The sequence below is a fragment of the Nocardia sp. NPDC057440 genome, from assembly GCF_042802915.1.
In the GTDB taxonomy this organism is placed as follows: domain Bacteria; phylum Actinomycetota; class Actinomycetes; order Mycobacteriales; family Mycobacteriaceae; genus Nocardia.
On sequence record NZ_JBHVDF010000007.1, the window covers coordinates 325,601 to 348,736 of the forward strand.

Below are 23,136 nucleotides of genomic sequence, written 5' to 3' on the forward strand. Positions count from 1 at the left end.
TTTTCCCCACACTCGCTTTATGTACGGCCTCCCACCCGACGGAGTTGACCCCCGCCCGCGCCGCCTACGACGCGGGCGCGTGAGCGCATCAGAAGATGCCGTCGCGGGTCAGCTCTCGACCCGCGCTGGTGCGAGTTCGAGGAGATGGCCTGCCAGCTCGCGCGGCATGGTGATCATGCAGTCGTGCCCGGTCGGGAGCACATGGATGCGTGCGGCGGGGAAGTCGGCGGGCGGAAAGGTGCGCGGCAGGCCCGCCGCGCGCATCTGTTTGAAGTCCTCGCCGCCCTCGCTGCAGTGCACGTGGGTCACCGGTATCGCCGCGAGGTCGTCCGGGTTGCGCAGCCGCATCGGCTGTTGAAATGTCGCGAGCGACTGCGCCGTCTGCATCGAGGCCACCCAGCTGAGGTCGGGTTCGTCGGTCACGCCGTAGAGGCCACCGTCGCCCATCGGCATGGTCTGCGGCGGAACCCGCCAGCCGTCGCCCGCGTTCGCCGCCGCGGCGACGAACGCCTCGACCATGCCCGGCATGATGTCGGCGACCGCTTCGCCATCGCGGGGGACGAAGGTGTCGACATAGACCAGTTCGGCGATCCGGTCCGGCACCGCGTCCGCGACCGCGGTGATGACGATGCCCGCGTAACTGTGTCCGACCAGGACGATGTCGGTGAGATCTGCGGACACGATGAATTCGACCAGGTCCTGCACGTGGGTGTCGAGGCCGACCTCCGGTGTCAGCAGTTCGGCCCGATCGCCGAGCCCGACGAGGGAAGGCGCGTGGACGGTGTGCCCCTCGGCTGCGAGCAGCGGCGTCACCCGCTGCCAGCACCAGCCGCCGTGGAAGGCTCCATGGATGAGCAGATAGGTCGACACTAGTGGTTCTCCCTGAGTTTCTTTGGGGCAGTGATTGTTTCGGTGTTGCTCGCTATCGGCGGCACATGTTCGGGTCGCAGACCGAGCCCGATGACCCTGGCGACGACGTGCTGTAGACCGGGAACGCGCCGCAGCAGCCGGACCAGTAGTGGCTTGTCGGTACCCGGCCGCCCGGCGTTCGGATAGAGATCCGACAACAGGCGCAGCTGTGTGAATTGCACCACCCGCATGGGCCATTGACGGCGGTGCTGAATCTCGCGGAGTTCGGCGACGGTGGGGCGTCGGCCCGCGGCAAGCGACGGCGCCAGAATGCGGGCGGCGGCGATCGCGTCCTGGACGGCGAGATTGATGCCCACCCCGCCCGCGGGCGACATCGCATGCGCGGCATCACCGATGGCGAGCAGCCCGGGCCGATACCAGCGGCGCAGCCTGTCGACCCGGACGTCGAGCGGTTTCACATCGTCCCAACTGCGGATCTCCGCGTCGAGATGCCCGGTGAGACTCGGGTAGATCGCGGCGAGGTCGGCTCGGAATGCGGTGAGCCCAGCGGCCTCGATCGTGTCGAAGCCACCTTTCGGAATCATGTACGCGACTTGGAGATAGTCGCCGCGGTCGATGCAGACGATGAAGAAGCCCTTGCCGCTGCGCACCGTCGGTAACCGGTCACCATCGGGCTTGCGCACCCGGAACCACAGCACATCCATCGGGGCGACGCTTGCCGCGACCTCGAGCAGGCCGGAGCCGCGCGCGAGCGAGTTGCGTCCGTCGGCGGCGATGACCAACCTGCTGCTGACCTCGAAGGGGCCGTCCGTGGTGTGCGCGCGCACGCCGACAACGGTGCCGTCCCGCTGCACCAGCTCGGTCACTTCGGCCTCTTGCAGCAGCCGGAAGCCCGGGTACCGGCGACCTGCATCGGCGAGGAAGTTCAGCACGTCCCACTGCGGCATGAACGCGACGAACGGGAAACGTCCCGGCAGTTTGCGGAAGTCGGCGAATATCACCGGCCCCATGGCGGTGGCCATCGGCAGCTGCGGCAGCTCGACATGCGGTAGCGCGAGAAACTCCTCGGCCAGTCCCAGCTCGTCCATCACCCGCAGCGTCGAGGGATGCACGGTGTCGCCTCGGAAGTCGCGCAGGAAGTCCGGATGCTTCTCCAACACGAGCACGTCCACACCCGACCTGGCCAGCAGCAGTCCCGCCATCAGCCCGGCGGGTCCGCCACCGATGACGCAGACGTCGACCGAATCGCTGGTCACCTCCGGCATATCGGCGCACCTCCGTCACGGCAGACTCCGTCGCCGGTGAGCATGCGCTGGCGAGTCATCCGGTACCGCCGAATGCGCTGGTATCCATAGCTTTTGGTCCCTCCACAGGATGATCGTGGTGTTGTGGTGATGCTGGGAACCAAGCATGGTGAGGGGTGCTCCAGCACCGCTCGAGCCGCCGATTCGACGTGTTCTCGAGCGGGTGGGCGCAGGCTGTGGGAAACAGATTTCACCGCGCCGCGCTCGAATGAATGCCTCGACGCCGAGCAGGTGACGTCGAGGCATTCGTTTTCCGGAGAAATGCGGGAAATGGGCTCCGGGTGTTCGTGTCGACATGAACGCGCGAAGCGGATATTCGCTACGGCTGGAAATAGGCCGGGGCCGCGCCGGATTCGGGAACAGTGGGCGAATGGATCTGTACGAGAAAAGATCTCCTGATCTAGGTGTTCGACTCGCGCACGGGAGATCAGCACTCTGCGCGATCGAATTATTGGAAGGGCCGCTGCTCGAGGAATATTGCTAGGCGGGAGTGGCGGATGCCGCAGGGTCGGCGGGTGGATGGAAGCCGATCAGATAACCCGCATGCCGACGTTCGAGCATCATGCCGACGCGTTCATCCGAGGCGGCGAGGATGTCTTGGTGCAGCTTCTGTAGCTTCATGCACGGGTCGAGCCCGAGCTCGTGCTGCATCGCTTTGCAGAACTGCTGGTAGGAGCTGAGCGCGATATGTCGCTGACCCGAACGGCTCAGCGCGAACATGTAGTACGCCTGCAAGCGCTCGTGCAGCGGATGCTGCATGGTCAATCGGGCCAGGTCTGGGCATACTTCGCGGTGGCGGCCCAGCCGTAGTTCGGCTTCGATGCGCAGCTCGACATTGGCCAGCCGCAGATGATCGAGGTGCGAGATCTCCGCGGCGAGCGGCAAGCCCGCCTCTACGTCCACCAACGCGGCGCCGGTCCAGCAGGCCTCCGCCGCATGGAACAGATCGACGGCGCGGTGATCGTCGCCTGCCTTGGCGGCGATCCTGGCGGCATCCGACATCGAGCGGTAATTGCGCAGGTCGAAAACGCAATCCTGTACCTCGAACGAATAGCCCTTGCTGCGCGTGCGGAGATATCGCTCCGCGACCTCGGCCTGCCCGATGTCGAGTTGCTCCGCCATCTTCTTGCGAATTCCGAGTACATATGTCTGGATGACGGCGACCGCGCTGCGCGGCGGGTCCTCGCTCCACAGCTCTTCGATCAGTGTCGAAACCGGAACTACGGTCGAATGCCTGACCAGTAGCAATGCCAAGAGTTGTCGCTGTTTCTGGGCTGTAGGCGTTGCGTTGCGATTGTTCAGAGCAAGCGTTAACGGACCTAACACGCGAGCGCACACTGGATACTTCACGAGCTCTCCCTACGGGCGTTTTCCCCCCGACCGATGTGAGGTCTTCGAAAATCCCACCTCGCTGTAGGTAGGATCAACACTATCGAGGATGCCGTATCGCGTCGATGAAACTTGAGTAATATCCGAGTAAACTCGACGCACGTATCTGCTTAATTTCCCTGCGGGACAAGGAGATTGAGAACACCGCGGAATGCGTGGACTCGCTCATTCGCTGTGCGGTTCCGGAGCGGGCCGCGGCGAGGACGGGCGGCGCGCGACTATGCCGAGGATGGGCTCGACCACCCGTGCGGCGATCGGACCGATCACCGCCATGATCAGCACGTACGTCGTTGCCATCGCGGCGAACTCGCTGGGGACCGCGCCCGCGGCGACCGCCAGTCCCGCGATCACGATGGAGAACTCGCCGTGCGCCACCAGTGCGGTGCCCGCGCGGGCCCGGCCGTAGCGGGAGGCGCCTGCCTGCCGGGCGGCCCACCAGCCGGTCGCCAGCTTGGTTGCGGTGGTGACGACCGCCAGTAGGCAGGCCCATCCCAATACCGGAGGGATGCTGGCCGGATCGGTGGTCAGACCGAAGAGGACGAAGAACATCGCCGCGAACAAGTCGCGCAGTGGCTCGAGGATCTTGGTGGCGTTGTGCGCGGTCGAATCGGAGATCGCGATACCGAGCAGGAATGCGCCGACGGCCGCGGAAACCTGGACCGCGGAGGCGAACCCGGCGACCAGCAATGCGGCGCCGAGCAGTTTGAGCAGGAAGATCTCGCGGTCCTCGCTGGCCACGATCGCGGAAACGTACTTGCCGTAGCGCAGCGCGACCACGAGCACCACGGTGACGGCGATCAGCGCGATGGACAGCGTCTTCAGCCCGGCGAGGAAGCCGGCGCCGGCGAGCACGGCGGTCAACACCGGCAGGTAGCCGGCCATGACGAGGTCCTCGAACACCAGGATCGACAGGATGACCGGGGTCTCGCGGTTGCCGAGTCGACCGAGGTCGTTCAAGACTTTCGCGACGATGCCCGAGGAGGAGATGTAGGTGACCCCCGCCATCGCGATCGCGCCGGTGAGACCCCACCCGAGGCCGAGGGCGACCACGACACCGGGCGTCGCGTTGAGCGCGATGTCGAGCAGCCCGGCCTGCCAGGATCTTCGCATTCCGGTAACCAGTTCCGGCGCACTGTATTCCAGGCCGAGCAATAGCAACAGCAGTACCACGCCGATCTCGCTGGCGAGGTGAATGAACTCGTCGACATTGCTCAGCGCGATGAACCCGCCGTTGCCGAAGACCAGTCCGCCGATGAGATACAGCGGAATCGGCGACATTCCGATGCGTGCGGCGAGGCGACCGAGCAGGCCGAGGCCAAAAAATACCGCGCCCAGCTGGATCAGCGAGAGCGCGGTTCCTTCGAACACCATGGATCAGCCGTGGCTTAGGATCTCGGCGGCGGCCTCGAGGCCCTCCGCGGTACCGACAATGACGAGTTGATCGCCCGGGGCGAACGTGAAATCAGGGCCGGGCGAGGCGATGACCTGGCCTGCGCGCATTACTGCGACGATGGAAGCTTTTGTCCGCGTGCGCATCTCGGTTTCACCGAGCATGCGCGCGTCGTAGGGGGAGCCGCGCAGGATCGGGAACTGCCCGGTGTTGACACCCTCGAGCTCCCGGTGCTCGTCCCGCAGCCGCGCCACCAATTGCGGTGCGCCCAACAGGTTCGCCAACGCCGCCGCTTCGTTCGCCGACAAGTGCAGCTGATCGGTGACATCCGGGTTGTCGGCCCTGCTCAGAATCAGGTCGATTGTGCCGTCCTTGCGGTCGATGACGCCGATTCTGCGGTGCCCACTCTTGATCGGAAAGTCCTTGCGTACACCGATTCCCGGCAATGGCGTCACCTCAACGTTCACCCCCCGAGCCTAGCTTCGCCCACACCGGCCACACGCACCGGATGGGTGATTTGTCCGTTTAGCCTACCTGGATCGGTCTCGTAGCAGGCGAAACATCGCGTGGGATCGCACCCTGTGCGGTGACGGATCGGGTGCCGAACACCTTCGAACCTTCTTCCGTCGTCGTGTCGATCCGGCGGAGCGCTGTTCGTGTAGTTGCCGAAGACGAACCCGATGTCAGCAGACCGATCGCAGGAGGAGCAGTCGCGTACACGCCGAAAACTCTGTTCAGTGATCTTTGTGTGGGGGAGTCGCCGCGCTGGCGTGACAACCGGCTGTGGTTCGGCAACTGGGGTGCCGCACCAGAGATCGTCGCGACCGACCGCGACGGCAAGACCGAAGTGGTCGCGCGCGGCCCGAAGCGCGAAATGAACTCGAGTTGAGCACTGTTTCGCGGAAACGTTCTTCCGCCGCAGGCCGGTGACACAGTAGTCGGATTCTGTCGGTCGCTCTTCCTCTGTCTTCCCGCCGCCGGGACCTCGGTGTCGGCGGGGTCGAGCGCGCTGGGCGAGCCTGCCTCGAGGATCAGGCCTCGGGCAACGGAATCAGCTCGAAATGTTCGGACGCCACCGATTTCTTGCCGGTCCCGGCGACCAGATGCACGCCACCGCGGTGGGCGATCAGCCACTTGCCGCACACGCAGCGTAGGTAGTGGACCGAGCGGTGCGACGACACGTGCATCGGCGAGGGCCAAGAGCAGGACGGGCAGGCGGCGGACATAGGCGGTAAGCCTGGGTATCGGTCGGGGGGATGGCAACGACCTCGGCGGCGTGGCGGCCGATCGTTTCCGAATGGCCGCCTGCCGCAGGTGACGGATCGCGTGCGCCGACGGGTCCACTGCCATGGTCGCCTGCTATCTTGAACGGCGTTCAAGTTTATAGCGAAGGATGTCGTCGTGGAAGGTGTCGAAAGCCCTCGGAAGTCGCGGGCCGGTATGTCCGCAAGAGATATGGCGCAGATCGCCGTGTTCGCGGCGCTGATCGCGGCGTTGGGCCTGCCGGGCGCCATCACGGTCGGATTCAGCGGTGTGCCGATCACAGTGCAGACCCTCGGTGTCATTCTGGCCGGTGCGGTGCTCGGGGCGCGGAAGGGCACGGCCGCGGTAGTGGTCTTCCTCGCGCTGACGATGATCGGGTTGCCGCTGCTGTCCGGTGGCCGCACCGGATTGACGGCGCTGGCCGGTCCGAGTGTCGGCTACCTCATCGGCTGGATTCCAGCGGCGCTGTTCATCGGCTTGTGCACCGCCCGGATTCTGCCGAAGTATCCGATCGTGCTCGGTCTGGTCGTCAACGCGATCGGCGGGATTCTGATCCTTTACGTCCTTGGCACTGTTGGTCTGCTGCTGCGCACCGATCTGGATTTCCGGCACGCCATCACCACCAACTTCGCGTTCATTCCGGGTGACCTGCTCAAAGTCGTCGTGGCGACAGTCGTCGCCAAGGGGGTGCACCGCGCGTACCCCGGTCTGATCCGTGCGTAGTCCCGAACTCGGAGGCGCCGGTGACACGCCCGCGCTCGACATCGACGGCCGCACCTACACCTATGCGCAGCTCGATGCCGCGATCGAGCGGTGGAACGACCGGCACGGGCTGCGGGAGTCCGTCTACGACGCGTCGCGGCTCACAGTCGCGGAGGCGCTGATCTGTGTCTGTGCCGCAGCACGTCGAAGCATCCCGGTGATCGTCGAGAACCCCGACGCCCGCCCGCACCGCCCGAGTATTCCGCCGTCGGCATTTCTGCTGGTGACCACCTCGGGCTCCACCGGCAAGCCACGGCCACTGGCGCGGACCGCCGCATCCTGGTTCGACAGTTTCCCCGCGTTCACCACGATCACCGGCATCCTCGCCACCGATCGCGTATTGATCACCGGCCCGCTGCACGCGACGATGCATCTGTTCGGCGCGTTGCATGCGCTGTGGCGAGGTGCGTGCGTCACCGACGACCCGTCGCAGGCCACGGTCGTGCACGCGGTTCCGGCCGTGCTGCGGGAGGCGGTGCGCACCGCTCCACGGCTGCGTACGGCGATCGTCGCGGGCATCGCACTGGACGACGGCGCCGCGGCGGCGGCCGAGGGCATCGCGCTCATCGAGTACTACGGGTCCGCGGAAGTCTCCCTCGTCGCGGCGCGCCGGGTCCCCGAACCGCTTCGACTGCTCGACGGCGTCGACGCCGAGGTGCGCGGGGGACTGCTCTACGTCCGTTCTCCCTACAGTGTGCTCGGCGCCCCTGAGTGGTTCGGCGTCGGTGACCTCGCCGAGCTGGGCGATAACCGCGAGCTCACGGTCCGTGGCCGTGGCGAGTTCGCGATCAACGTCGGTGGCACCACTGTGGTCGCCGAAGATGTCGAGCGCATCCTGGAAACGCTCGACGGCGTCACCGCCGCGGCCGTCATCGGATCGCCGCACGCGGTATTCGGTGAAACCGTCACCGCCGCAGTGCAACTCGACGGCGCGGGCATCGAGGAGATTCGCTCGCGCGCCCGCGGAGTGCTGACGAAGGAGGCCATGCCGCGCCGCTGGGTGGCACTGCAGTCGTTGCCGCGCACCGCGAGTGGCAAGGTCGCCCGTGGTCGGCTGAAAGACTTGCTGACATGAATCATGTTCCCGTTCTGGTGGCGCCGCGCCGGACGCCGATCGGCAACGCCGGGCACGGGTTCGCCGATCTGACCGTTACCGATCTGGCCACCCCGGTGCTGCGCGACGTGCTGACCACGGTGCGTCGCGCGGGCATCGACGCCGAGGTGGACGATGTCGTCCTGGGCAACTGCCTCGGACCGGGCGGCGACCCCGCGCGGATCGCGGCACTGCACGCCGGAGCGGGCGTGCACGTTCCCGGCGTCACGGTCGATCGCCAGTGCGGCTCCGGCCTGGATGCTGTCATGCAGGCGGCGTTGCGGGTGCGCAGCGGCGCGGACGAGCTCATTCTGGCCGGCGGCGTCGAGTCCGCGAGTACAGCGCCGTGGCGCTTCTGGCCGCCGATCGCGGACGCCGATCCTGTGCGCTACACCCGCGCCCCCTTTGCGCCGGCGGGCTTCCCCGATCCCGACATGGGTGCGGCCGCCGATCACCTCGCGCGCGTACGCGGCATCAGCAGACAGCGGCAGGATGCCTATGCCGCGCGTTCGCACGCCCTCGCTGCCGCGGCCGACTTCTCCGCGGAGATCGTGCCCATCGGCGACGTGCGCCGCGACGAACGCATTCGCGCGGGGATGACCGAGGCCAGGCTGGCGCGACTGCGCCCCAGTTTCGGCGTCGAGGGCACGGCGACCGCGGGTAACTCGTGCGGTATCTCCGACGGCGCCGCAATGCTGGCGGTCACCAGTGAGTCGCTGGCCGCTGGGGTGCCCGCGTTGCGGGTACTCGGGTCGGCGGTGGCAGGCTCCGATCCGGCGCTTCCGGGTCTGGGACCGGTGCCCGCCATTCGGAAACTGCTGCGCCGCACCGGTTTCGATACCAAGGATCTCGGCGTCGTCGAGATCACCGAGGCGTTCGCGTCGGTGGTGCTGGCGGTGTCCGATGAATTGGGTTTGGACGAATCCACGATCTGCCCGCAGGGCGGCGCCATCGCGATGGGTCATCCGTGGGGTGCGTCCGGAGCTATCTTGCTGGTGCGGTTGGCAAGTCAGATGCTGCGCGCGGATGGCCCCACGCTCGGGCTCGCGGCGTGTGCCATCGGCGGCGGGCAGGGCATCGCGATGCTCGTGGAGCGGGTTTCGTGAGTGAGCGTAGTGAACGAGCCGGGTCGTGTATCCGGCGCACGAGCGGTAGTGAGGCGCAGTAGTGAGTGAGATCGTCTTCGACTCGGTCAGCCACCACTTCGGTGATCGAAAAGTGTTGCGCGACATCGACTTGCGCATCCGCGAGCGCCGCGTCGGCATTATCGGATCCAACGGTTCCGGCAAGTCGACCCTGGCGCGCATGATCAACGGGTTGTTGCGGCCGACTTCCGGCACTGTCACCGTCGATGGGATCGATGCGGCCAGGAAGGGCGCGCAGGTGCGCCGCAAGGTCGGGTTCGTGTTCACCGACCCCGACACCCAGATCGTCATGCCCACCGTCTCGGAGGATCTCGCGTTCTCGCTGCGACGGACAGGGCTGAGCAAACAGGAGGTCGCGGCGCGCGTCGAGGAGATGCTGACCCGGTTCGGGCTGGAGGAGCACGCCGAGCATCCCTCGCACCTGTTGTCCGGCGGTCAGAAGCAGCTGCTGGCCATCGGCGCGGTTCTCATCCGCAGGCCGGAGGTGATCATCGCCGATGAGCCGACCACCCTGCTGGATCTGCGCAACGCCCGTGCGGTCGCCGACGCGCTCGACTCCGTGGACCAGCAGGTGATCGTCGTGACGCACCAGCTGTCGCTGCTGGAGAGCTTCGAACGCGTGATCGTCATCGATGACGGCGTCGTGGCGTTCGACGGAATCCCTGGCGACGCCGTCCCCGCATACCGGGCGTCGGTCGGATGATCGGTGTGTACCTGCCCGGCCACTCAGTGCTGCACCGGATGCCTGCCGGATCGAAACTGGTGCTGCTGATCGCGTCGATCGTGACAGCCACAGTGTTCGTGCGTAGCCCGACGGCCGTCGCGGTGGTGGGGGTGCTGGTGGCGGGATTGTTCGCGATATCCGGGATTCCATGGAAAGTTGTTGTGGCCCAATTGCGTCCGATGGTGTGGATGCTGCTGATCATCGCGGTGTTCCAGGTGCTGATCACCTCGCCCGCGCGTGCGGTTGTCGTGTGCGGTGTGTTGCTGATCTCGGTGGCGCTCGCGGCGCTGGTCACACTGACTACCCGGGTCACCGACATGCTCGACGCCGTGACGCGCGCGCTCGGACCGCTGCACAAGGTCGGGGTCGACCCCGAGCGGATCGGGCTGTTGCTGGCGCTGGCCATCCGGTGTGTTCCGCTGCTGACCGAGATCGTGCACGACGTCGCCGAGGCCAGGCGCGCTCGTGGGTTGCAGTGGTCGATGACGGCGCTGGTCACGCCGGTGCTGGTGCGAGCGCTGCGCACCGCGGACGCGATGGGTGACGCGCTCGCCGCGCGGGGAGTGGACGATGACTGAGCTGTTGGCCGAGCGCGTCGCGCGGTGCGCGGGCGAGCATCCGGAATCGACATCGATCGTCGCTGCTCGCGAGAGCATCGACTACCGGGAGTTCTGGTCGCGGGTTACCCGAACGGCCGCCGGGCTCGACGGTATGAACCGGGTTGCGGTGCTGCCCACCTCGGATATCGAATCGCTTGTCGTGGTGGTGGCGGCCATGCACGCGGGTATCAGCGTTGTGCTGTTGCACCGGCACCTGCTGGCGAATCAACTGGCCCGAGTGCTCGAACTCGCGAAGCCCGGCGCCGTCGTCGCCGCGCCGCATCAGCACCGGCGGTTGCGCCGACTGGGCTTCGAGGGGGACGTGCAGACGGCGTCGGCATTGGAATCCGATGGTCCGGTCGGCCGCGCGCACCCCGGGAACGAACTGCTGGTCGGCATCACCTCCGGCACCACCGGCGAACCGAAGTTGTTCGTGCGCAACCAACATTCGTGGGCCGCCACCCTCGATCGCTCCGACAACACCTTCGATATCGGTCGTGGCGATCGCGTCGCAGTGCCCGGCGTCCTCGATCACACCCATTTTCTGTACGGCGCCCTGCATGCCCTCACTCGCGGCGCGACAGTGGATCTGCGGCCGGTGGCGCAGTCGCTGCCCGACGGGGCGACACACCTGTATTCGGTGCCGACGATCGCCTGGGACGTGGTGCAATCGGGCATCGATCCGGTCGAGACCGTCCGTGAGGTGCTGTCCTCGGCTGCCCGATGGCCGCGCACGGGACGTCTTGCGTTGCAGGAGATCCTCCCGAACGCGTCGCTCGTGCATTTCTACGGCGCGTCCGAATTGAGCTTCGTGTCCTTCGATCGGGGACTCGGGGCCGTCGAGGAGACGTCCGCGGGCCTGCTGTTCGGCGGCGTCGAGGCGCAGATCCGTGACGAGGTGGTGTTCGTGCGCAGCGACATGCTGTTCGACGGCTACCTCACCGACGACGGTGTGGTGCACGGACCGGTCGACGGCTGGATGTCGGTGGGCGACCGCGGCCGCGTGGACGGCAGCCATCTGCACCTGTTCGGCCGTACCAGCGACATGCTGATCCGTGCGGGCCTCAATGTGGAGCCCGCCGCCATCGAAGCCGCGCTCACCGCACTACCCGGCATCGCGGAGGCCGCCTGTCTCGCGGTGCCCGACACCCGAATGGGTGAAGCGCCCGCCGCCGCGATCGTGGTGCACGACGGTGCGCCGAGCACCGACGACATCTGGCGACATCTGCGCGCGACCCTCCCGAGCCCGAGCATGCCGATCCAGCTCCTGGTTCTCGGCAGCCTGCCACGCACTGCGCGCGGAAAACTCGACCGTCAGGCGCTGTCTGCCATCCTCGCTACTCATCGCCGAGCTGAAGCCCGACCTGCTACCGATAGCGGAAACATCAGATCTGTCACCGCTGTTCGCCGATAGCGCACTAGGCCTTGTGCTGAGCCGAGGAGCGGGCCGGGTTGGCCTGTTTCGGGGCCTTCGGATCGAGTTCGTCCTGTTTCGCTTGCACGCCCGTCTCGATGCGGTCGCCCAGATTCTTGTCGACATTTCGCCAGTACTCGAATGCCCGGGACAGCACGGGCGCGGAGACGCCGTTGAGCAGATGCCCGACGATATTGTCGACCAGCCGCTCCCGGGCGGCGTCGTCGAGAACGTCGCGCACCAGCGTGCCCGCCTGGCCCCAATCGTCGTCGTCGCGGCGCAATGTGTAAGCGGTGCGGACCATTTCGCCGTCACTGTGCCACCCGATGGGCGGGCCGGAGACCGCGGAATCGGCGTGCGGGCCGCCCTTGGAATTGGGCACGTAGACAGGGTCGCTCACGTTCGTGTAGCGCATCGCCCCGTCTTTCGAATACGACCGAAGTGTGGTCGCACGCGGTGAATTGACCGGCAGCAGTTTGTAATTGGCGCCGATACGGTGGCGATGCGCGTCCGGATAGGAGAACCATCGCCCGAGCAGCATCTTGTCCGGGCTCGGCCCGGTGCCCGGCACCGCACTGCTCGGTTCGAAGGCGGCCTGCTCGATCTCGGTGTGATAGTCGACCGGATTGCGATGCAAGGTCATCGTGCCGACCTCGGTCAGTGGATAGTCGGCGTGCGGCCAGACTTTGGTGAGGTCGAAGGGGTTGAACCGGTAGGTTTTCGCCTCCTCGAACGGCATGATCTGCATGTGCAGCGTCCAGCTGGGATAGTTGCCGCCCTCGATCGCCCCCCACAGGTCACGGATGTGATAGTCGGTGTCCATCGAGGCCATCTGATCACCCTCGTCCTGGGTGAAGAACTCGATGCCCTGATCGGTCTTGAAGTGGTATTTGACCCAGAACCGCTCACCCGCGGCATTGGCCCACAAATAGGTGTGGCTGGAGTAGCCGTTCATATGCCGCCAGGTGCGCGGGATGCCGCGGTCGCCCATGAGCCAGGTCACCTGGTGCGCGGATTCCGGCGACAGCGTCCAGAAGTCCCACTGCATATCGTGGTCGCGCAGGTTGTTGTCGGCGCGGCGTTTCTGCGAGCGGATGAAGTCCTGGAACTTCATCGGATCCTTCACGAAGAAAACCGGCGTGTTGTTGCCGACCATGTCGAAATTGCCCTGCTCGGTATAGAACTTGAGGGCGAACCCGCGTGGGTCACGCCAGGTGTCGGGGCTGCCGCGCTCACCCGCGACGGTGGAGAACCGGGCCAGCATCTCCGTCCTCTTACCCGGCTGGAACACATCCGCCTTGGTGTAAGCGCTGACATCGTGGGTGACTTCGAACGTGCCGAATGCGCCGCCGCCCTTGGCGTGCGGTTGCCGTTCCGGCACACGTTCGCGGTTGAAGGCGGCCATCTTCTCGATGAGATAGGCGTCGTTCAGCAGGATCGGGCCGTCCGGGCCGACGGTCAGGGAATGCTCGTCGCTCGGTTGCGGGATACCGGCGTCGTCGGTGGTGTAGTTCTGCTCGGACATCTCACTCCTCTAGGTAGCAGGCAGGTCGTCGGCAGATCGGGTGATGCTGGTTGCGTGCAGTCCTGGCCTCGGACCGGGCTGCCGTTGCGGTCCCTCGAAACACCGCGGCAAAACCCCGGGGGTGCCGACGGCGAGCACATCGTTGATCACCGGGGACCACCCGCGATCGAGTCGTCTGCCAACGAGATCGGAGACGGTCGCGGGGTGCGGTGAGGGTGTTCGTCGAGGATTGCGACCGGTAGCGCGGAGACCTGCCATCGCACCCCGCGACCGTTGCGCGGTGTGTGGTGACGAGTCCTCGGCGATCGCTATGGCGAAACCCTTCCGTAGGTTCTACCGACCGTCTTCCCAGGTGTCGCACCATCAAACGTAACGCGAACTCGTGCGGTCGGCGGCAGAAAGCCGCAGGCGCCAGCGCGTCGCGTCACGCCGCATCCAGGGGCCGGGGTCCTATCCGTCCGGACTCGCCGCGAGCCGCCGATCCGATTCGCGCCGATCGTTTGGGTGGCCACGACTCGGGTAGGCCGCAGGTAACTGAACCGCGAGGAGGTCACCATGTCAGGCCAACTGACCGAGGCACGCGTCCTGTTCATTACCGCGAACACCGGTGTCGAACGGGACGAACTGCTGGTGCCGCTCGGCTGGTTGCGGGAGCGCGGAGCCACTGCAGTGCACGCGGCTCCGAAACTCGATGACATCCAGACGTTCCAGCACGATGTCGACAGGGATGTGGTCGTTCATCCCGATACGACGCTCGACAATGTCGACGCCGGTGATTTCGACGTCCTCGTTGTCCCGGGTGGCACCGTCAACGTCGACAAATTGCGGGTCGCGGACGGGGCGGTCGAGCTGGCAAAACAGTTCGCCGCCGAAGGTAAACCCATCGCGGCCATCTGCCACGGCCCGTGGCTGCTCGTCGAGGCCGATCTGCTCCAGGGAAAATCCCTGACGTCGTATCACTCACTGCGCACCGACGTGATCAACGCCGACGGTCTGTGGACCGATCGGCCGGTGGTCCGGTCACCGGAGTACGGCTGGACCTTGATCACCTCTCGCAACCCGGGCGATATTCCGGAGTTCTGCGATGCGATCGCCACCGAACTGCTGGCAGCGTTCTAGCCGATGTGAGGTCGGCGTATAGGTCGAACGGACGCGCTTCTGCATGTGGAACGGACATTTGCTGGTGTGTGCGCCTGCAGAATCGGCGGTTGCGGTACCCAGTCCGGCTATACGATTGCTGTGCGGGTGCCAGATACCTTCGAATAGATCGGAGTGATCATGCACAGAGCCAAGTCTTCTGAAGCGGATCGGCGCACTTCGTCTGACGAGCCTGAATCCGGAACCGAATCTCGGAACGATCTGTCGGAGAAGCCGACCTCGATCCGTCTCTGATCCGAAATCCGAACGCCGAGGACACGATCGGCTCGAAATACGGGCCCCTTTGATCTCGACATTCAGTTTGCCCAGCCACCGCTGGGCCGGCCACCGGGATGACCGATGTGGATGTTGTCGTGGTGCTGGAGGGCGAGAATCTCAATAAGTAAAAGGAGTTAGAGATGACGGCTGTTCATCACCGCTCCGCGACCGTGCAGGGCCAGCGGCTGTTCTATCGGGAGGCCGGGCCCGCCGCTGCCCCGGCGATCGTGCTGCTGCACGGCTTTCCGACCAGCTCGTTTATGTTTCGCAACCTGATCCCCGCATTGGCTGACCGATATCATGTGATCGCACCGGATCACCTCGGGTTCGGGCTGTCCGCCGCTCCCTCCGTCGATGAGTTCGATTACACCTTCGACGCGCTGGCCCGTCTGACCGCCGGGCTGCTCGAACAGCTGCGTGTGAAGCGCTATGCGATCTATGTTCAGGACTACGGCGCCCCGATCGGCTGGCGACTTGCGTTGGCTAACCCGCAGGCAATCACCGCGATCATTACGCAGAGCGGCAACGGCTACGACGTCGGCTTCGTGGACAGCTTCTGGACCACTGTGTGGGATTACCAGCGCGCGCAGACGCCCGAGACGGAGGCCAACATCCGCACCGCGCTGACCCTGGACGCCACGAGGTGGCAGTACCTCACCGGCGTCGCCGACGAGAGCCTGGTCAGCCCGGATACGTGGCATCACGACTTCGCGCTGCTGTCGCGGCCGGGCAACGACGCCATCCAGCTTGCGCTGTTCCGCGACTACGCGACCAACTCGCCGATGTACCCGGCGCTACACGAGTATCTGCGCCGCTGCCGCCCGCCGTTGCTGGCGGTGTGGGGCAAAGGAGACGAGATCTTCGGCCCGGACGGCGCCCGCGCGTTCGCCGAGGATGTACCAGACGCTGAAATCCATCTGCTCGATGGCGGGCACTTCCTGCTGGAGAGCGCCGGTGACGATGTCGCCGAACTGATCCGCGAATTCATGAGCAGCGTGACCGTCACCCGCTGACCTACCCAGAACCCTGGGCGCTTACCAGGAGAAGACCGATGCCCCATATCGCGGATTCGTCTCCAGCGAGCGCGCCGGCGCAGGCCGCAGCGGCCAGCTCGATCGACGAAGGAGAAAGCAATGGGTTTGGCATGGCAGCAAGGACCGTTGGCGACCAGATCGGTAGGGCAGTTCCTGGTGGCCGAGCCGCTGCCGGAACGGCTGTTGTTCGCCGAGCCGCTCCGCAGACGGATGCGTGTGAAATTCGGCGGGCAGTGGATGGCCGACAGCGAGGATGTCGTCCTGCTGCATGAGCCGGACCGCTACCCGGTCGCGTTCTTCCCGCGCCCCGATGTCCTCGAGGGTGTCCTGGTGCCGGAGACACGCACGACGAAACATCGCGACCTCGGAACGACGACGTGGTTCAGCGTTGACATCGAGGACCGTCAGGCGCAGCGAGCCGCGTGGCAGTTCACGGACCTCCCGGCCTACGCCACCGTCCTGCGAGACCGCGTCGCCTTCGCCTGGCGGTCGATGGACGCCTTCTACGAAGAAGACGACCGCATTGTCGGCCACGCGGCCGACCTTTACCACCGCATCGACATCCGCCGGACCTCGCGGCACCTCGTCGTCCGCGACGGTGATCGGGTCGTCGCCGAGACACGACGTCCATTGGCCCTCTACGAATCGGGCTTCGCACCCCGCTGGTATGTCCCCCGCGACTACATCGACGAGTCTGCCCTGACCCCGGTGGAGGGCCAGACGTTTTGCCCCTACAAGGGCCTGGCCAGCTACTACGACATTCGGCAGCGCGAGCGCGCCGCATGGTCGTACCTGGAGGCATGGCCCGAGGTTGCGGCGGTGTCGGGGTGGGTGTCGTTCGAACCCGACATCGTCGATGTGTCCCTCGACGGTAGGAAGCTCGTCCTCGAACCAGGCCAAGTCGTGATTCCGCACGGTATCGACCGGGGCCTCGACCCCGACGAGCTGCAGCAGCGGAGTCAGATCTAGCCTCGGTAGCCTTCCAGCAGGCGCAGCCACACATCGCTGACGGTGAGCAAGCACGGTACGGCATGCCGGAGCCGCTCGATCGGCACGCCGACCCGCGACGGCGACATCGCCGAGTGCAACAGTTCGGTGACTCCCGGCATTCGAGGTTCCGTCAGTAGTCCCGATGTGAATCGGTCCTGGTCACGGCTGCCCGCCACCATCGCGCCGACGCTTCGCCCTGGCAGTCTCGCCCGGTATCGGCAGCCAGTAGAAGGGAATGAACGCCGCGATCACGGCTAGGCCGAGAACAGGAAGCAGGACACCCAGCAAGATTCCGACGGCGATCCAGGCGAGGGCGAGTCTGAATCGCCATGCGATGGCTCGCGCGCCCGCGGGGTCAATCGTGGCGGCGAGCAGCCGGTGGTTTCGACGCGCGTACTCCCAAATGGTGTTGAACAGAATGGCTGCCAATTCGAAGGTGAGACCGTGGAATACGACCGCCGTGCGCTGTCCGTGCCCATCGTGGAAGGCGTGGGCCAGAACGGAGGCGGCGAACGGCAAGAACGCAATGTCCATCAGGAGCACGGTGTTCAGGAACAGCACCACCCGGTCGACACGACGGATGTGATCGAACATGACGTGATGATTGACCCATATCTGCCCGATCAACATGAATGTGATGACGTAAGCCAGATAGGACGGCCAGAGGGTGGCGAGGCCGTGGAGTAGGTCCTGGGTATCTTCCGGTACCCGGATCTCCAGGACGAGCAGAGTGACGGCGATGGCAGTGACCGCATCGCTGAACGCGACGACTCGCGCAGGATCGCGCTCCGCGCCGAACGCTGTCGAGCTCGTCGGCTCACCAACGTGTTCTGCCATTGTCCAAGTGTGCGGCACTGAACACCGCCGGACGGGTACGGTCGACAACATCGCCGATGCCGCACTCCTGGCAGGAGGGAGGCGAGTGGGATGCCACAGCTACTATCCGTCAACATCGGGCTACCCAAGAACCTGCCGTGGCATGGCCGGACCGTCCACACCGGCATCGTCAAATACCCGGTCGCAGGGCCGCTGATGGTTCGTAGGCTCAACATCGACGGGGACGGCCAAGGCGATCTCGAAGGTCACGGCGGCGAAATACGCGCCGTACTCGTCTACCAACGTCAGTCCTACGACTTCTGGCGGCACTACCTCGGACGCGACGACCTCGAATACGGCCGGTTCGGTGAGAACTTCACCGTCGACGGCCTACCGGACAACGAAGTCCACATCGGCGACTGCTATCGCATCGGTGACGCCGAATTCGAGGTCACCCAACCCCGCGTCACTTGTTTTCGGGTCGGCATGCGCCTGGGCGAACCCCAGATGCCCGCGCTGCTCGTCGCCCATCATCGGCCCGGCTTCTACTTCCGGGTCATCACCGAGGGCCACGTCCAAGCCGGTGACGAGATCGTCCGTACCCGCCTGGGTCGGCACCGAATGAGTGTCGCCACGATCGACGCGCTGCTCTACCTGCCCGATCGCGACATCGACCAACTCCGCAAAGCAGTCGATATCCCCGCACTCAGCCCAGGCTGGCAGGCATCGTTTCACGGCCTGCTCGACTCCGCGGCGACCGGATCACCGGCCAGCACGCCGCTGCCTGGTATCGAACCCGTCGGATGGCCCGGCTTCCGGCCACTGCGCGTCTCCAACGTCGTACCTGAGAACGCAGCCGTGACGTCGATCTACCTGGAAACCGATGACCATCGCCCGCTGCCCCGGCCTCGACCCGGCCAGTACCTCAGCCTTCGCCTACCCGGCGCAGCCCACCCACCACCGGTGCGCAACTACTCACTGTCTGCGGCCCCATCCGACCACGAGTACCGAATCAGCGTCAAACGCGAGGCGCACGGCGTCGTCAGTACCTACCTCCACACGCGCCTCCGCGTCGGCGCCGTGCTCGAAGTCGCCTCCCCGCGAGGCGACTTCGTCCTTCCCGAGGACAACGACACCAGCCCCGTGATCCTGCTGTCCGCCGGAATCGGGGTGACCCCAGTCCTGGCGATGCTGCACACACTCGCCGCCGCCGGCAGCACACGCGATATCTGGTGGATGCATACGGCGCGCTCAGCTGCCGAGCACACCTTCGCCGTCGAGGCCCATCAACTTCTGAGCTCCCTCATCCACGGCCACGAGCACGTCTACTACTCGCGCGAAATCTCTAGGGCAAACCTGGCCCCGACAATCACCCTCGGCCGACTCGACCACGACGCCCTAGCCGCCCTCGACCTGCCCACCGCCGCGACCGTCTATCTCTGCGGCCCCGACGCGTTCATGACTGCCATGCGCGAGGCGCTCACGGAACTCGGCCTGGACGCCACCCGCATCCACACCGAGTTGTTCGGGTCACGGCCCGCGATCAATCCCGGCCTCACCGGTGTCACCCGTAGAGCCCCGCATCCACCCTTCGGGCCCCCAGGCACCGGTCCCCGCATCGCCTTTACCCGCAGCGGACTCACCCTGCCGTGGAGCGACGAATACGCGACCGTCCTCGAATTCGCCGAAGCCTGCGACATACCCACTCAATGGTCCTGCCGCACCGGCGTCTGCCACACCTGCCAGACGCCGATTCTTGCCGGTACGGTCCGATACGGACCCCGACCTCTGGAACCCCCAGCACAAGGCACCGTACTCGTCTGTTGCTCACAACCAGAGACGGACCTCATCCTAGAGCTCTAGTGCGGAGGGTCCGATTGGGAGCGCGGCAGCCGGTTGCTGATACGGCATGCCCGAATGGCGTGCCGCTCTTGGTGAATCGTCGACCAGACGAAACGCTGCGAAGTCAGGCCCAGTGGGAACCGGCGGATATCCGGCCATGCCGCATTCCGCGCGGTTCAGTTGTCGGACCGGGCATTCGGCGCGGACCGAACACACGATATTGCCGATTGTCACTCGTAAGGGTGGCGCTGTTCCCATCGACCGCCGTCGCTGCGGCTACTACTCCGCGCGGTGTTCACCGCTACGGGCGGCGTTCATGAGACCGGGACGATACGACAGTGTCACGGCTCGGTCGTACCCGTTGGACAGCTCTGCTGTCTCACCGGAAAAGGCCGAGCGCTGCCGAACAACCTGCCCAAGGGCCCCAGCCCTGAGCGGCGAGTACCTGCTCGGCGACGGCGATCTGTTGTTCGCGGGTGGCTTGGTCGGCAGTCGGCGCATACGCGGCACCGCCATATACCGCCCATGTGCCCGGCGAGAACTGAAGGCCGCCCTGAAACCCGTTGCCGGTGTTGCTGTTCCAATTACCACCCGACTCACACGCGGCGAGGTTGTCCCATTCCTGATCGGTAGCGGCGGAAGCTTGGCCGACGTATGCCATGCCGGCCCCGCCAATGATCGCGCTGGTAGCGATGATCTTTTTGAGTGGGGTGCCTAGAGCGCTCATATCGGAGTTCCTTTCGAGTCAGCAAACCTATACAGGTGTCCAAGCATGAAAGGTGATCACTCGATCTTTGGGCCCGTTCGAGTGTGTGCTGGGCGTGGTGAGCCGAGGCGATAGTCCTCGATATCGTGTCCGCATCGAAATAGTTCGGTATCGGGATCGACGGTCCGCTCGTCCACGGACACGGTGTTCGGCGTGGTCACAGTGGTCAAGGGGTGACGAACAGGCACCGGACTGTGTTCTCCTCGGTCCGTCGCGACGATCGTCTGGCGCCGCTACCCGCGTCGATTACCCGAGAGGTAATGGCCGGCTGGACCGTGAGTTCGTAGGATTCGGGAGGTGACTACCCAGACCGCCGGTGATCTGTTGCGACATTGGCGCCTCGAGCGCAGGCTCAGTCAACTGGAACTGGCGGGGCGTGCCGAGACCTCCACCCGGCACCTCAGTTTCATCGAAACCGGTCGCGCCACTCCCAGCCGCACCATGCTCGTGCACCTGTGTGAACAGCTGGAGGTTCCGCTGCGCGAACGCAATCGCCTGCTACTGGCGGCGGGATACGCCCCGGTGTACGCCGAACCGGCCCTCGACACCCCCGCGATGGCGCCGGTGCGCGAGGCGATGCGTCAGATGCTGGCGGGACTCGAACCGTTTCCGGCGCTGGCGATCGACCAGAACTGGAACATGGTCGATGCCAACGCCGGTATCGCGCTGATGCTCGAAGGCATCGACCCGGCGTTGCTCACCGCGCAGCCCAACGCGCTGCGCCTGAGCCTGCACCCCGATGGCATGGCAAGCCGCATCGTCAACCTCGCCGAATGGCGCGGCCACCTGTTCGAGCGGTTGACCCGCCGGATCGAGGTCACCGGCGCGGCGGAACTGATCGAACTGCTCGAGGAATTGCGCGGATACCCCGGCGGTGAGATCGAACTGTCGTTGCCGGACCCGGACCAGGTGGTGGTTCCGCTGCGGTTGCGCCACGACAACCATGAGCTGTCGTTCATCAGCGCGACAACCGTCTTCGGCACCCCGATGAACGTCACCGTCGCCGAACTGGCCATCGAGTCGTTCTATCCGGCCGACCCGGACACGAAGAAGCTGCTGACCACGGCGCACTCGTGAGCGTCGCCGCGGATCTGAGTGAGCTGCTCGGCGTTGCGGTCCGGTCGACGACCGACCTCGGGGCGAGCCATTCCTGGACGTTGCATCGCGCGATGCTGACCGACGGCCGCGACGTTTTCGCGAAGGTCGCCGTCGATCGGGCGCGGATACTCAGTGCCGAAGCGGAGGGCCTGCGCTGGCTCGGCGTCGGGGCGCCAGGACTCGTGCCGGAGGTGCTGGCCGTCGATGACCGGATACTGGTGCTGCCGTGGTTGCCGCAAGCACCCGCCACCGCCCTCGCCGCCGAACGATTCGGTCGTGAACTCGCCGCGCTGCACGCGCATTCACCGGGATCGTTCGGAGCGCCCTGGTCCGGTTGGATCGCTGATCTCCCGCTGGACAACACGACGAGCAACGGCCCGTGGTCCCAGTGGTATGCCGAGCGCCGCCTCACCCCTTACCTCCCGCGTGCTGCCGCGCACCTGGGCCACGACGGAACCCGCATGCTGGAACGCGTCATCGAGAACATCGACGCCCTCGCAGGCCCGCAGGAACCATCCAGCCGCATCCACGGTGACCTCTGGTCGGGCAACATCCGCTGGACCACCGACCAGGCGATCCTCATCGACCCCGCCGCCCACGGCGGTCACCGCGAAACCGACCTGGCGATGCTGGCCCTGTTCGGCGCCCCACACCTGGACCGCGTCCACGCCGCCTACCGGGAAACCCATCCGCTCGCCGATGGCTGGCGCACCCGAATCCCATTGCACCAACTGCATCCACTGCTCGTGCACGTGGTGCTGTTCGGTGCAGGCTATCGAGACCGAACCCTCGCCGCCGCTACCGCGATACTCGCGACATGAGTGCACCGGACGCGGTGTGGCATCCGGTGCGCGTCGCTGCTCGTTGCCCGAGGTCCTGCGGTCTATCGAATCCTCATGACGGGTACCGAGGTGATGTACTCGGCCGAACGAGCGCTGTGGGCGCCCGCGTGAAGGCCGTTGCGGCGCCTGAGTGTTCCTTCCGTTCGCTCGCGCCGCTCACCGGGTGGTTCGCGCGATCACCTTCTCCGCGAACCGGGACAGGTTGGCGATCTTGGTGTCCAGCGGCTCGGTGTCGACCTCGGTCGTGTACGGGTAGCGGAAGCCGACGATGACATCGGTGACGCCCTTGTCCTCCAGCCGTTTCACACCGTCGACGGTGAACCCGTCCAGCGAGATGACATGCACCTCGAAATCCTCGCGGGTGCCGTACTCGGCGCGCAGCACGGTCAAACGGTCCAGCAGCCGATCCAGTTCGGCGGGGTCGCCGCCGGCGTGCATCCAGCCGTCGCCGCGTTGCGCCGCACGCCGCAGCGCCGGTTCGCTGTGCCCGCCGATGAGGATGGGCAATGGCGCGCCCGGCACCGGATTGATCTTGATCGGCGCGATGTCGTAGAACTTGCCGTGGAACTCGAAGTAGCCGCCCGCGGTGAGCCCGCGCACGATGTCGATGCACTCGTCCATCCGTGCGCCCCGATGCTCGAACGGCACCCCCATCATGTCGAAATCGTCGGGCCACGGACTGATTCCGACGCCGAGCCCGAGCCGGTCACCGCTGAGCGCGGCGATGGAGGCGGCCTGTTTGGCGACGAGCACGGGGGGCCGGATGGGCAGCTTCAGCACGAACGGCGTGAACCGCAGCGTCGTGGGGGGGGGGGGGGCGGGCGGGGGCGCGCCCGCCAACAACGCCCACCCGA

22 protein-coding genes and 1 pseudogene are annotated in these 23,136 nt (G+C 65.9%); 13 read left to right on the forward strand and 10 right to left on the reverse strand.

Annotated elements, in window-relative coordinates:
- Positions 1-108 precede the first annotated feature (108 nt).
- From ACFU4Z_RS17530 to ACFU4Z_RS17550, 5 genes are all read right to left on the reverse strand, one after another.
- Positions 109-870 (reverse strand): alpha/beta fold hydrolase, encoded by a 762-nt coding sequence (locus ACFU4Z_RS17530; protein WP_379064047.1) that lies wholly within the window; start codon positions 868-870, stop codon positions 109-111.
- A complete protein-coding gene (locus ACFU4Z_RS17535) occupies positions 870-2,135 on the reverse strand; it encodes an FAD-dependent oxidoreductase (RefSeq protein ID WP_379064049.1) in 1,266 nt (421 codons plus the stop codon). The genes ACFU4Z_RS17530 and ACFU4Z_RS17535 overlap by 1 nt, the downstream gene beginning before the upstream one ends.
- 519 nt (positions 2,136-2,654) lie before the next feature.
- On the reverse strand, positions 2,655-3,524 hold the full coding sequence (locus tag ACFU4Z_RS17540; protein ID WP_379064051.1) for a BTAD domain-containing putative transcriptional regulator: 870 nt from the start codon (positions 3,522-3,524) through the stop codon (positions 2,655-2,657).
- A gap of 204 nt (positions 3,525-3,728) precedes the next feature.
- Complete coding sequence (locus ACFU4Z_RS17545; RefSeq protein ID WP_379064053.1) at positions 3,729-4,934, reverse strand: cation:proton antiporter; 1,206 nt, start codon at positions 4,932-4,934, stop codon at positions 3,729-3,731.
- Between the two features lie 3 nt (positions 4,935-4,937).
- Complete coding sequence (locus tag ACFU4Z_RS17550) at positions 4,938-5,420, reverse strand: cation:proton antiporter regulatory subunit (protein WP_379064055.1); 483 nt, start codon at positions 5,418-5,420, stop codon at positions 4,938-4,940.
- A 119-nt stretch (positions 5,421-5,539) separates the two neighbouring features.
- Between ACFU4Z_RS17550 and ACFU4Z_RS17555 the strand changes: the two genes are divergently transcribed.
- From ACFU4Z_RS17555 to ACFU4Z_RS17585, 7 genes are all read left to right on the forward strand, one after another.
- Entirely contained in the window at positions 5,540-5,842 is a 303-nt protein-coding gene (locus ACFU4Z_RS17555; RefSeq protein ID WP_379064057.1) for a hypothetical protein, read from the forward strand.
- Between the two features lie 512 nt (positions 5,843-6,354).
- Positions 6,355-6,939 carry a biotin transporter BioY gene (locus ACFU4Z_RS17560; RefSeq protein ID WP_379064059.1) on the forward strand — a complete coding sequence of 195 codons (585 nt, stop codon included), beginning with the start codon at positions 6,355-6,357 and terminating at the stop codon, positions 6,937-6,939.
- A complete protein-coding gene (locus ACFU4Z_RS17565; protein ID WP_379064061.1) occupies positions 6,932-8,053 on the forward strand; it encodes a synthetase in 1,122 nt (373 codons plus the stop codon). Before ACFU4Z_RS17560 ends, ACFU4Z_RS17565 begins: the two co-directional genes overlap by 8 nt.
- On the forward strand, positions 8,050-9,177 hold the full coding sequence (locus ACFU4Z_RS17570) for a thiolase family protein (RefSeq protein WP_379064063.1): 1,128 nt from the start codon (positions 8,050-8,052) through the stop codon (positions 9,175-9,177). Before ACFU4Z_RS17565 ends, ACFU4Z_RS17570 begins: the two co-directional genes overlap by 4 nt.
- Before the next feature lie 61 nt (positions 9,178-9,238).
- Positions 9,239-9,919, forward strand: coding sequence for an energy-coupling factor ABC transporter ATP-binding protein (locus tag ACFU4Z_RS17575; RefSeq protein WP_379064065.1), 681 nt, complete (start codon positions 9,239-9,241; stop codon positions 9,917-9,919).
- Entirely contained in the window at positions 9,916-10,518 is a 603-nt protein-coding gene (locus tag ACFU4Z_RS17580; RefSeq protein ID WP_379064067.1) for an energy-coupling factor transporter transmembrane component T family protein, read from the forward strand. Before ACFU4Z_RS17575 ends, ACFU4Z_RS17580 begins: the two co-directional genes overlap by 4 nt.
- A complete protein-coding gene (locus tag ACFU4Z_RS17585) occupies positions 10,511-11,953 on the forward strand; it encodes an AMP-binding protein (protein WP_379064069.1) in 1,443 nt (480 codons plus the stop codon). Before ACFU4Z_RS17580 ends, ACFU4Z_RS17585 begins: the two co-directional genes overlap by 8 nt.
- A 4-nt stretch (positions 11,954-11,957) precedes the next feature.
- Here the strand turns inward: ACFU4Z_RS17585 and ACFU4Z_RS17590 are convergent, their stop codons facing one another.
- On the reverse strand, positions 11,958-13,478 hold the full coding sequence (locus tag ACFU4Z_RS17590; protein ID WP_379064071.1) for a catalase: 1,521 nt from the start codon (positions 13,476-13,478) through the stop codon (positions 11,958-11,960).
- Between the two features lie 555 nt (positions 13,479-14,033).
- On the opposite strand from ACFU4Z_RS17590, the gene ACFU4Z_RS17595 reads away from it, so the two are divergent.
- From ACFU4Z_RS17595 to ACFU4Z_RS17605, 3 genes are all read left to right on the forward strand, one after another.
- Entirely contained in the window at positions 14,034-14,597 is a 564-nt protein-coding gene (locus ACFU4Z_RS17595; protein ID WP_379064073.1) for a type 1 glutamine amidotransferase domain-containing protein, read from the forward strand.
- A 437-nt stretch (positions 14,598-15,034) separates the two neighbouring features.
- A complete protein-coding gene (locus ACFU4Z_RS17600) occupies positions 15,035-15,907 on the forward strand; it encodes an alpha/beta fold hydrolase (RefSeq protein WP_379064075.1) in 873 nt (290 codons plus the stop codon).
- 120 nt (positions 15,908-16,027) lie between these two features.
- Positions 16,028-16,897 (forward strand): DUF427 domain-containing protein, encoded by an 870-nt coding sequence (locus tag ACFU4Z_RS17605; protein WP_379064077.1) that lies wholly within the window; start codon positions 16,028-16,030, stop codon positions 16,895-16,897.
- On the opposite strand, the gene ACFU4Z_RS17610 is transcribed toward ACFU4Z_RS17605, so the two are convergent.
- Together ACFU4Z_RS17610 and ACFU4Z_RS17615 are read right to left on the reverse strand one after the other, a co-directional pair.
- Positions 16,894-17,037, reverse strand: a complete 144-nt coding sequence (locus ACFU4Z_RS17610; RefSeq protein WP_379064079.1) for a hypothetical protein — start codon at positions 17,035-17,037, stop codon at positions 16,894-16,896. The two genes, ACFU4Z_RS17605 and ACFU4Z_RS17610, sit on opposite strands and share 4 nt — an antisense overlap.
- Before the next feature lie 40 nt (positions 17,038-17,077).
- Positions 17,078-17,755, reverse strand: a complete 678-nt coding sequence (locus ACFU4Z_RS17615) for a TMEM175 family protein (RefSeq protein ID WP_379064081.1) — start codon at positions 17,753-17,755, stop codon at positions 17,078-17,080.
- 90 nt (positions 17,756-17,845) lie between these two features.
- Here ACFU4Z_RS17615 and ACFU4Z_RS17620 point away from each other — a divergent pair, with 90 nt between their 5' ends.
- On the forward strand, positions 17,846-19,597 hold the full coding sequence (locus ACFU4Z_RS17620; protein WP_379064083.1) for an MOSC domain-containing protein: 1,752 nt from the start codon (positions 17,846-17,848) through the stop codon (positions 19,595-19,597).
- Between the two features lie 367 nt (positions 19,598-19,964).
- On the opposite strand, the pseudogene ACFU4Z_RS17625 reads toward ACFU4Z_RS17620, so the two are convergent.
- A pseudogene (locus ACFU4Z_RS17625) lies at positions 19,965-20,303 on the reverse strand (transglycosylase family protein); the annotation flags it as partial.
- Between the two features lie 336 nt (positions 20,304-20,639).
- On the opposite strand from ACFU4Z_RS17625, the gene ACFU4Z_RS17630 reads away from it, so the two are divergent.
- Both ACFU4Z_RS17630 and ACFU4Z_RS17635 read left to right on the forward strand, forming a co-directional pair.
- Complete coding sequence (locus tag ACFU4Z_RS17630; RefSeq protein ID WP_379064085.1) at positions 20,640-21,419, forward strand: helix-turn-helix domain-containing protein; 780 nt, start codon at positions 20,640-20,642, stop codon at positions 21,417-21,419.
- Complete coding sequence (locus tag ACFU4Z_RS17635; protein WP_379064087.1) at positions 21,416-22,261, forward strand: fructosamine kinase family protein; 846 nt, start codon at positions 21,416-21,418, stop codon at positions 22,259-22,261. Before ACFU4Z_RS17630 ends, ACFU4Z_RS17635 begins: the two co-directional genes overlap by 4 nt.
- 177 nt (positions 22,262-22,438) lie before the next feature.
- On the opposite strand, the gene ACFU4Z_RS17640 is transcribed toward ACFU4Z_RS17635, so the two are convergent.
- Positions 22,439-23,136 (reverse strand): LLM class flavin-dependent oxidoreductase (locus ACFU4Z_RS17640; protein ID WP_379064089.1); only part of this gene is annotated, 698 nt, incomplete at its 5' end.

Excerpts from the sequence above, each read along its gene's own strand:
- ACFU4Z_RS17535 (WP_379064049.1), bottom strand. The coding sequence starts at position 2,135 with ATGCCGGAGGTGACCAGCGATTCGGTCGACGTCTGCGTCATCGGTGGC.
- ACFU4Z_RS17545 (WP_379064053.1), bottom strand. The coding sequence starts at position 4,934 with ATGGTGTTCGAAGGAACCGCGCTCTCGCTGATCCAGCTGGGCGCGGTA.
- ACFU4Z_RS17570 (WP_379064063.1), top strand. The coding sequence starts at position 8,050 with ATGAATCATGTTCCCGTTCTGGTGGCGCCGCGCCGGACGCCGATCGGC.
- ACFU4Z_RS17580 (WP_379064067.1), top strand. The coding sequence starts at position 9,916 with ATGATCGGTGTGTACCTGCCCGGCCACTCAGTGCTGCACCGGATGCCT.
- ACFU4Z_RS17585 (WP_379064069.1), top strand. The coding sequence starts at position 10,511 with ATGACTGAGCTGTTGGCCGAGCGCGTCGCGCGGTGCGCGGGCGAGCAT.
- ACFU4Z_RS17590 (WP_379064071.1), bottom strand. The coding sequence starts at position 13,478 with ATGTCCGAGCAGAACTACACCACCGACGACGCCGGTATCCCGCAACCG.
- ACFU4Z_RS17595 (WP_379064073.1), top strand. The coding sequence starts at position 14,034 with ATGTCAGGCCAACTGACCGAGGCACGCGTCCTGTTCATTACCGCGAAC.
- ACFU4Z_RS17600 (WP_379064075.1), top strand. The coding sequence starts at position 15,035 with ATGACGGCTGTTCATCACCGCTCCGCGACCGTGCAGGGCCAGCGGCTG.
- ACFU4Z_RS17605 (WP_379064077.1), top strand. The coding sequence starts at position 16,028 with ATGGGTTTGGCATGGCAGCAAGGACCGTTGGCGACCAGATCGGTAGGG.
- ACFU4Z_RS17610 (WP_379064079.1), bottom strand. The coding sequence starts at position 17,037 with ATGCCGGGAGTCACCGAACTGTTGCACTCGGCGATGTCGCCGTCGCGG.
- ACFU4Z_RS17615 (WP_379064081.1), bottom strand. The coding sequence starts at position 17,755 with ATGGCAGAACACGTTGGTGAGCCGACGAGCTCGACAGCGTTCGGCGCG.
- ACFU4Z_RS17620 (WP_379064083.1), top strand. The coding sequence starts at position 17,846 with ATGCCACAGCTACTATCCGTCAACATCGGGCTACCCAAGAACCTGCCG.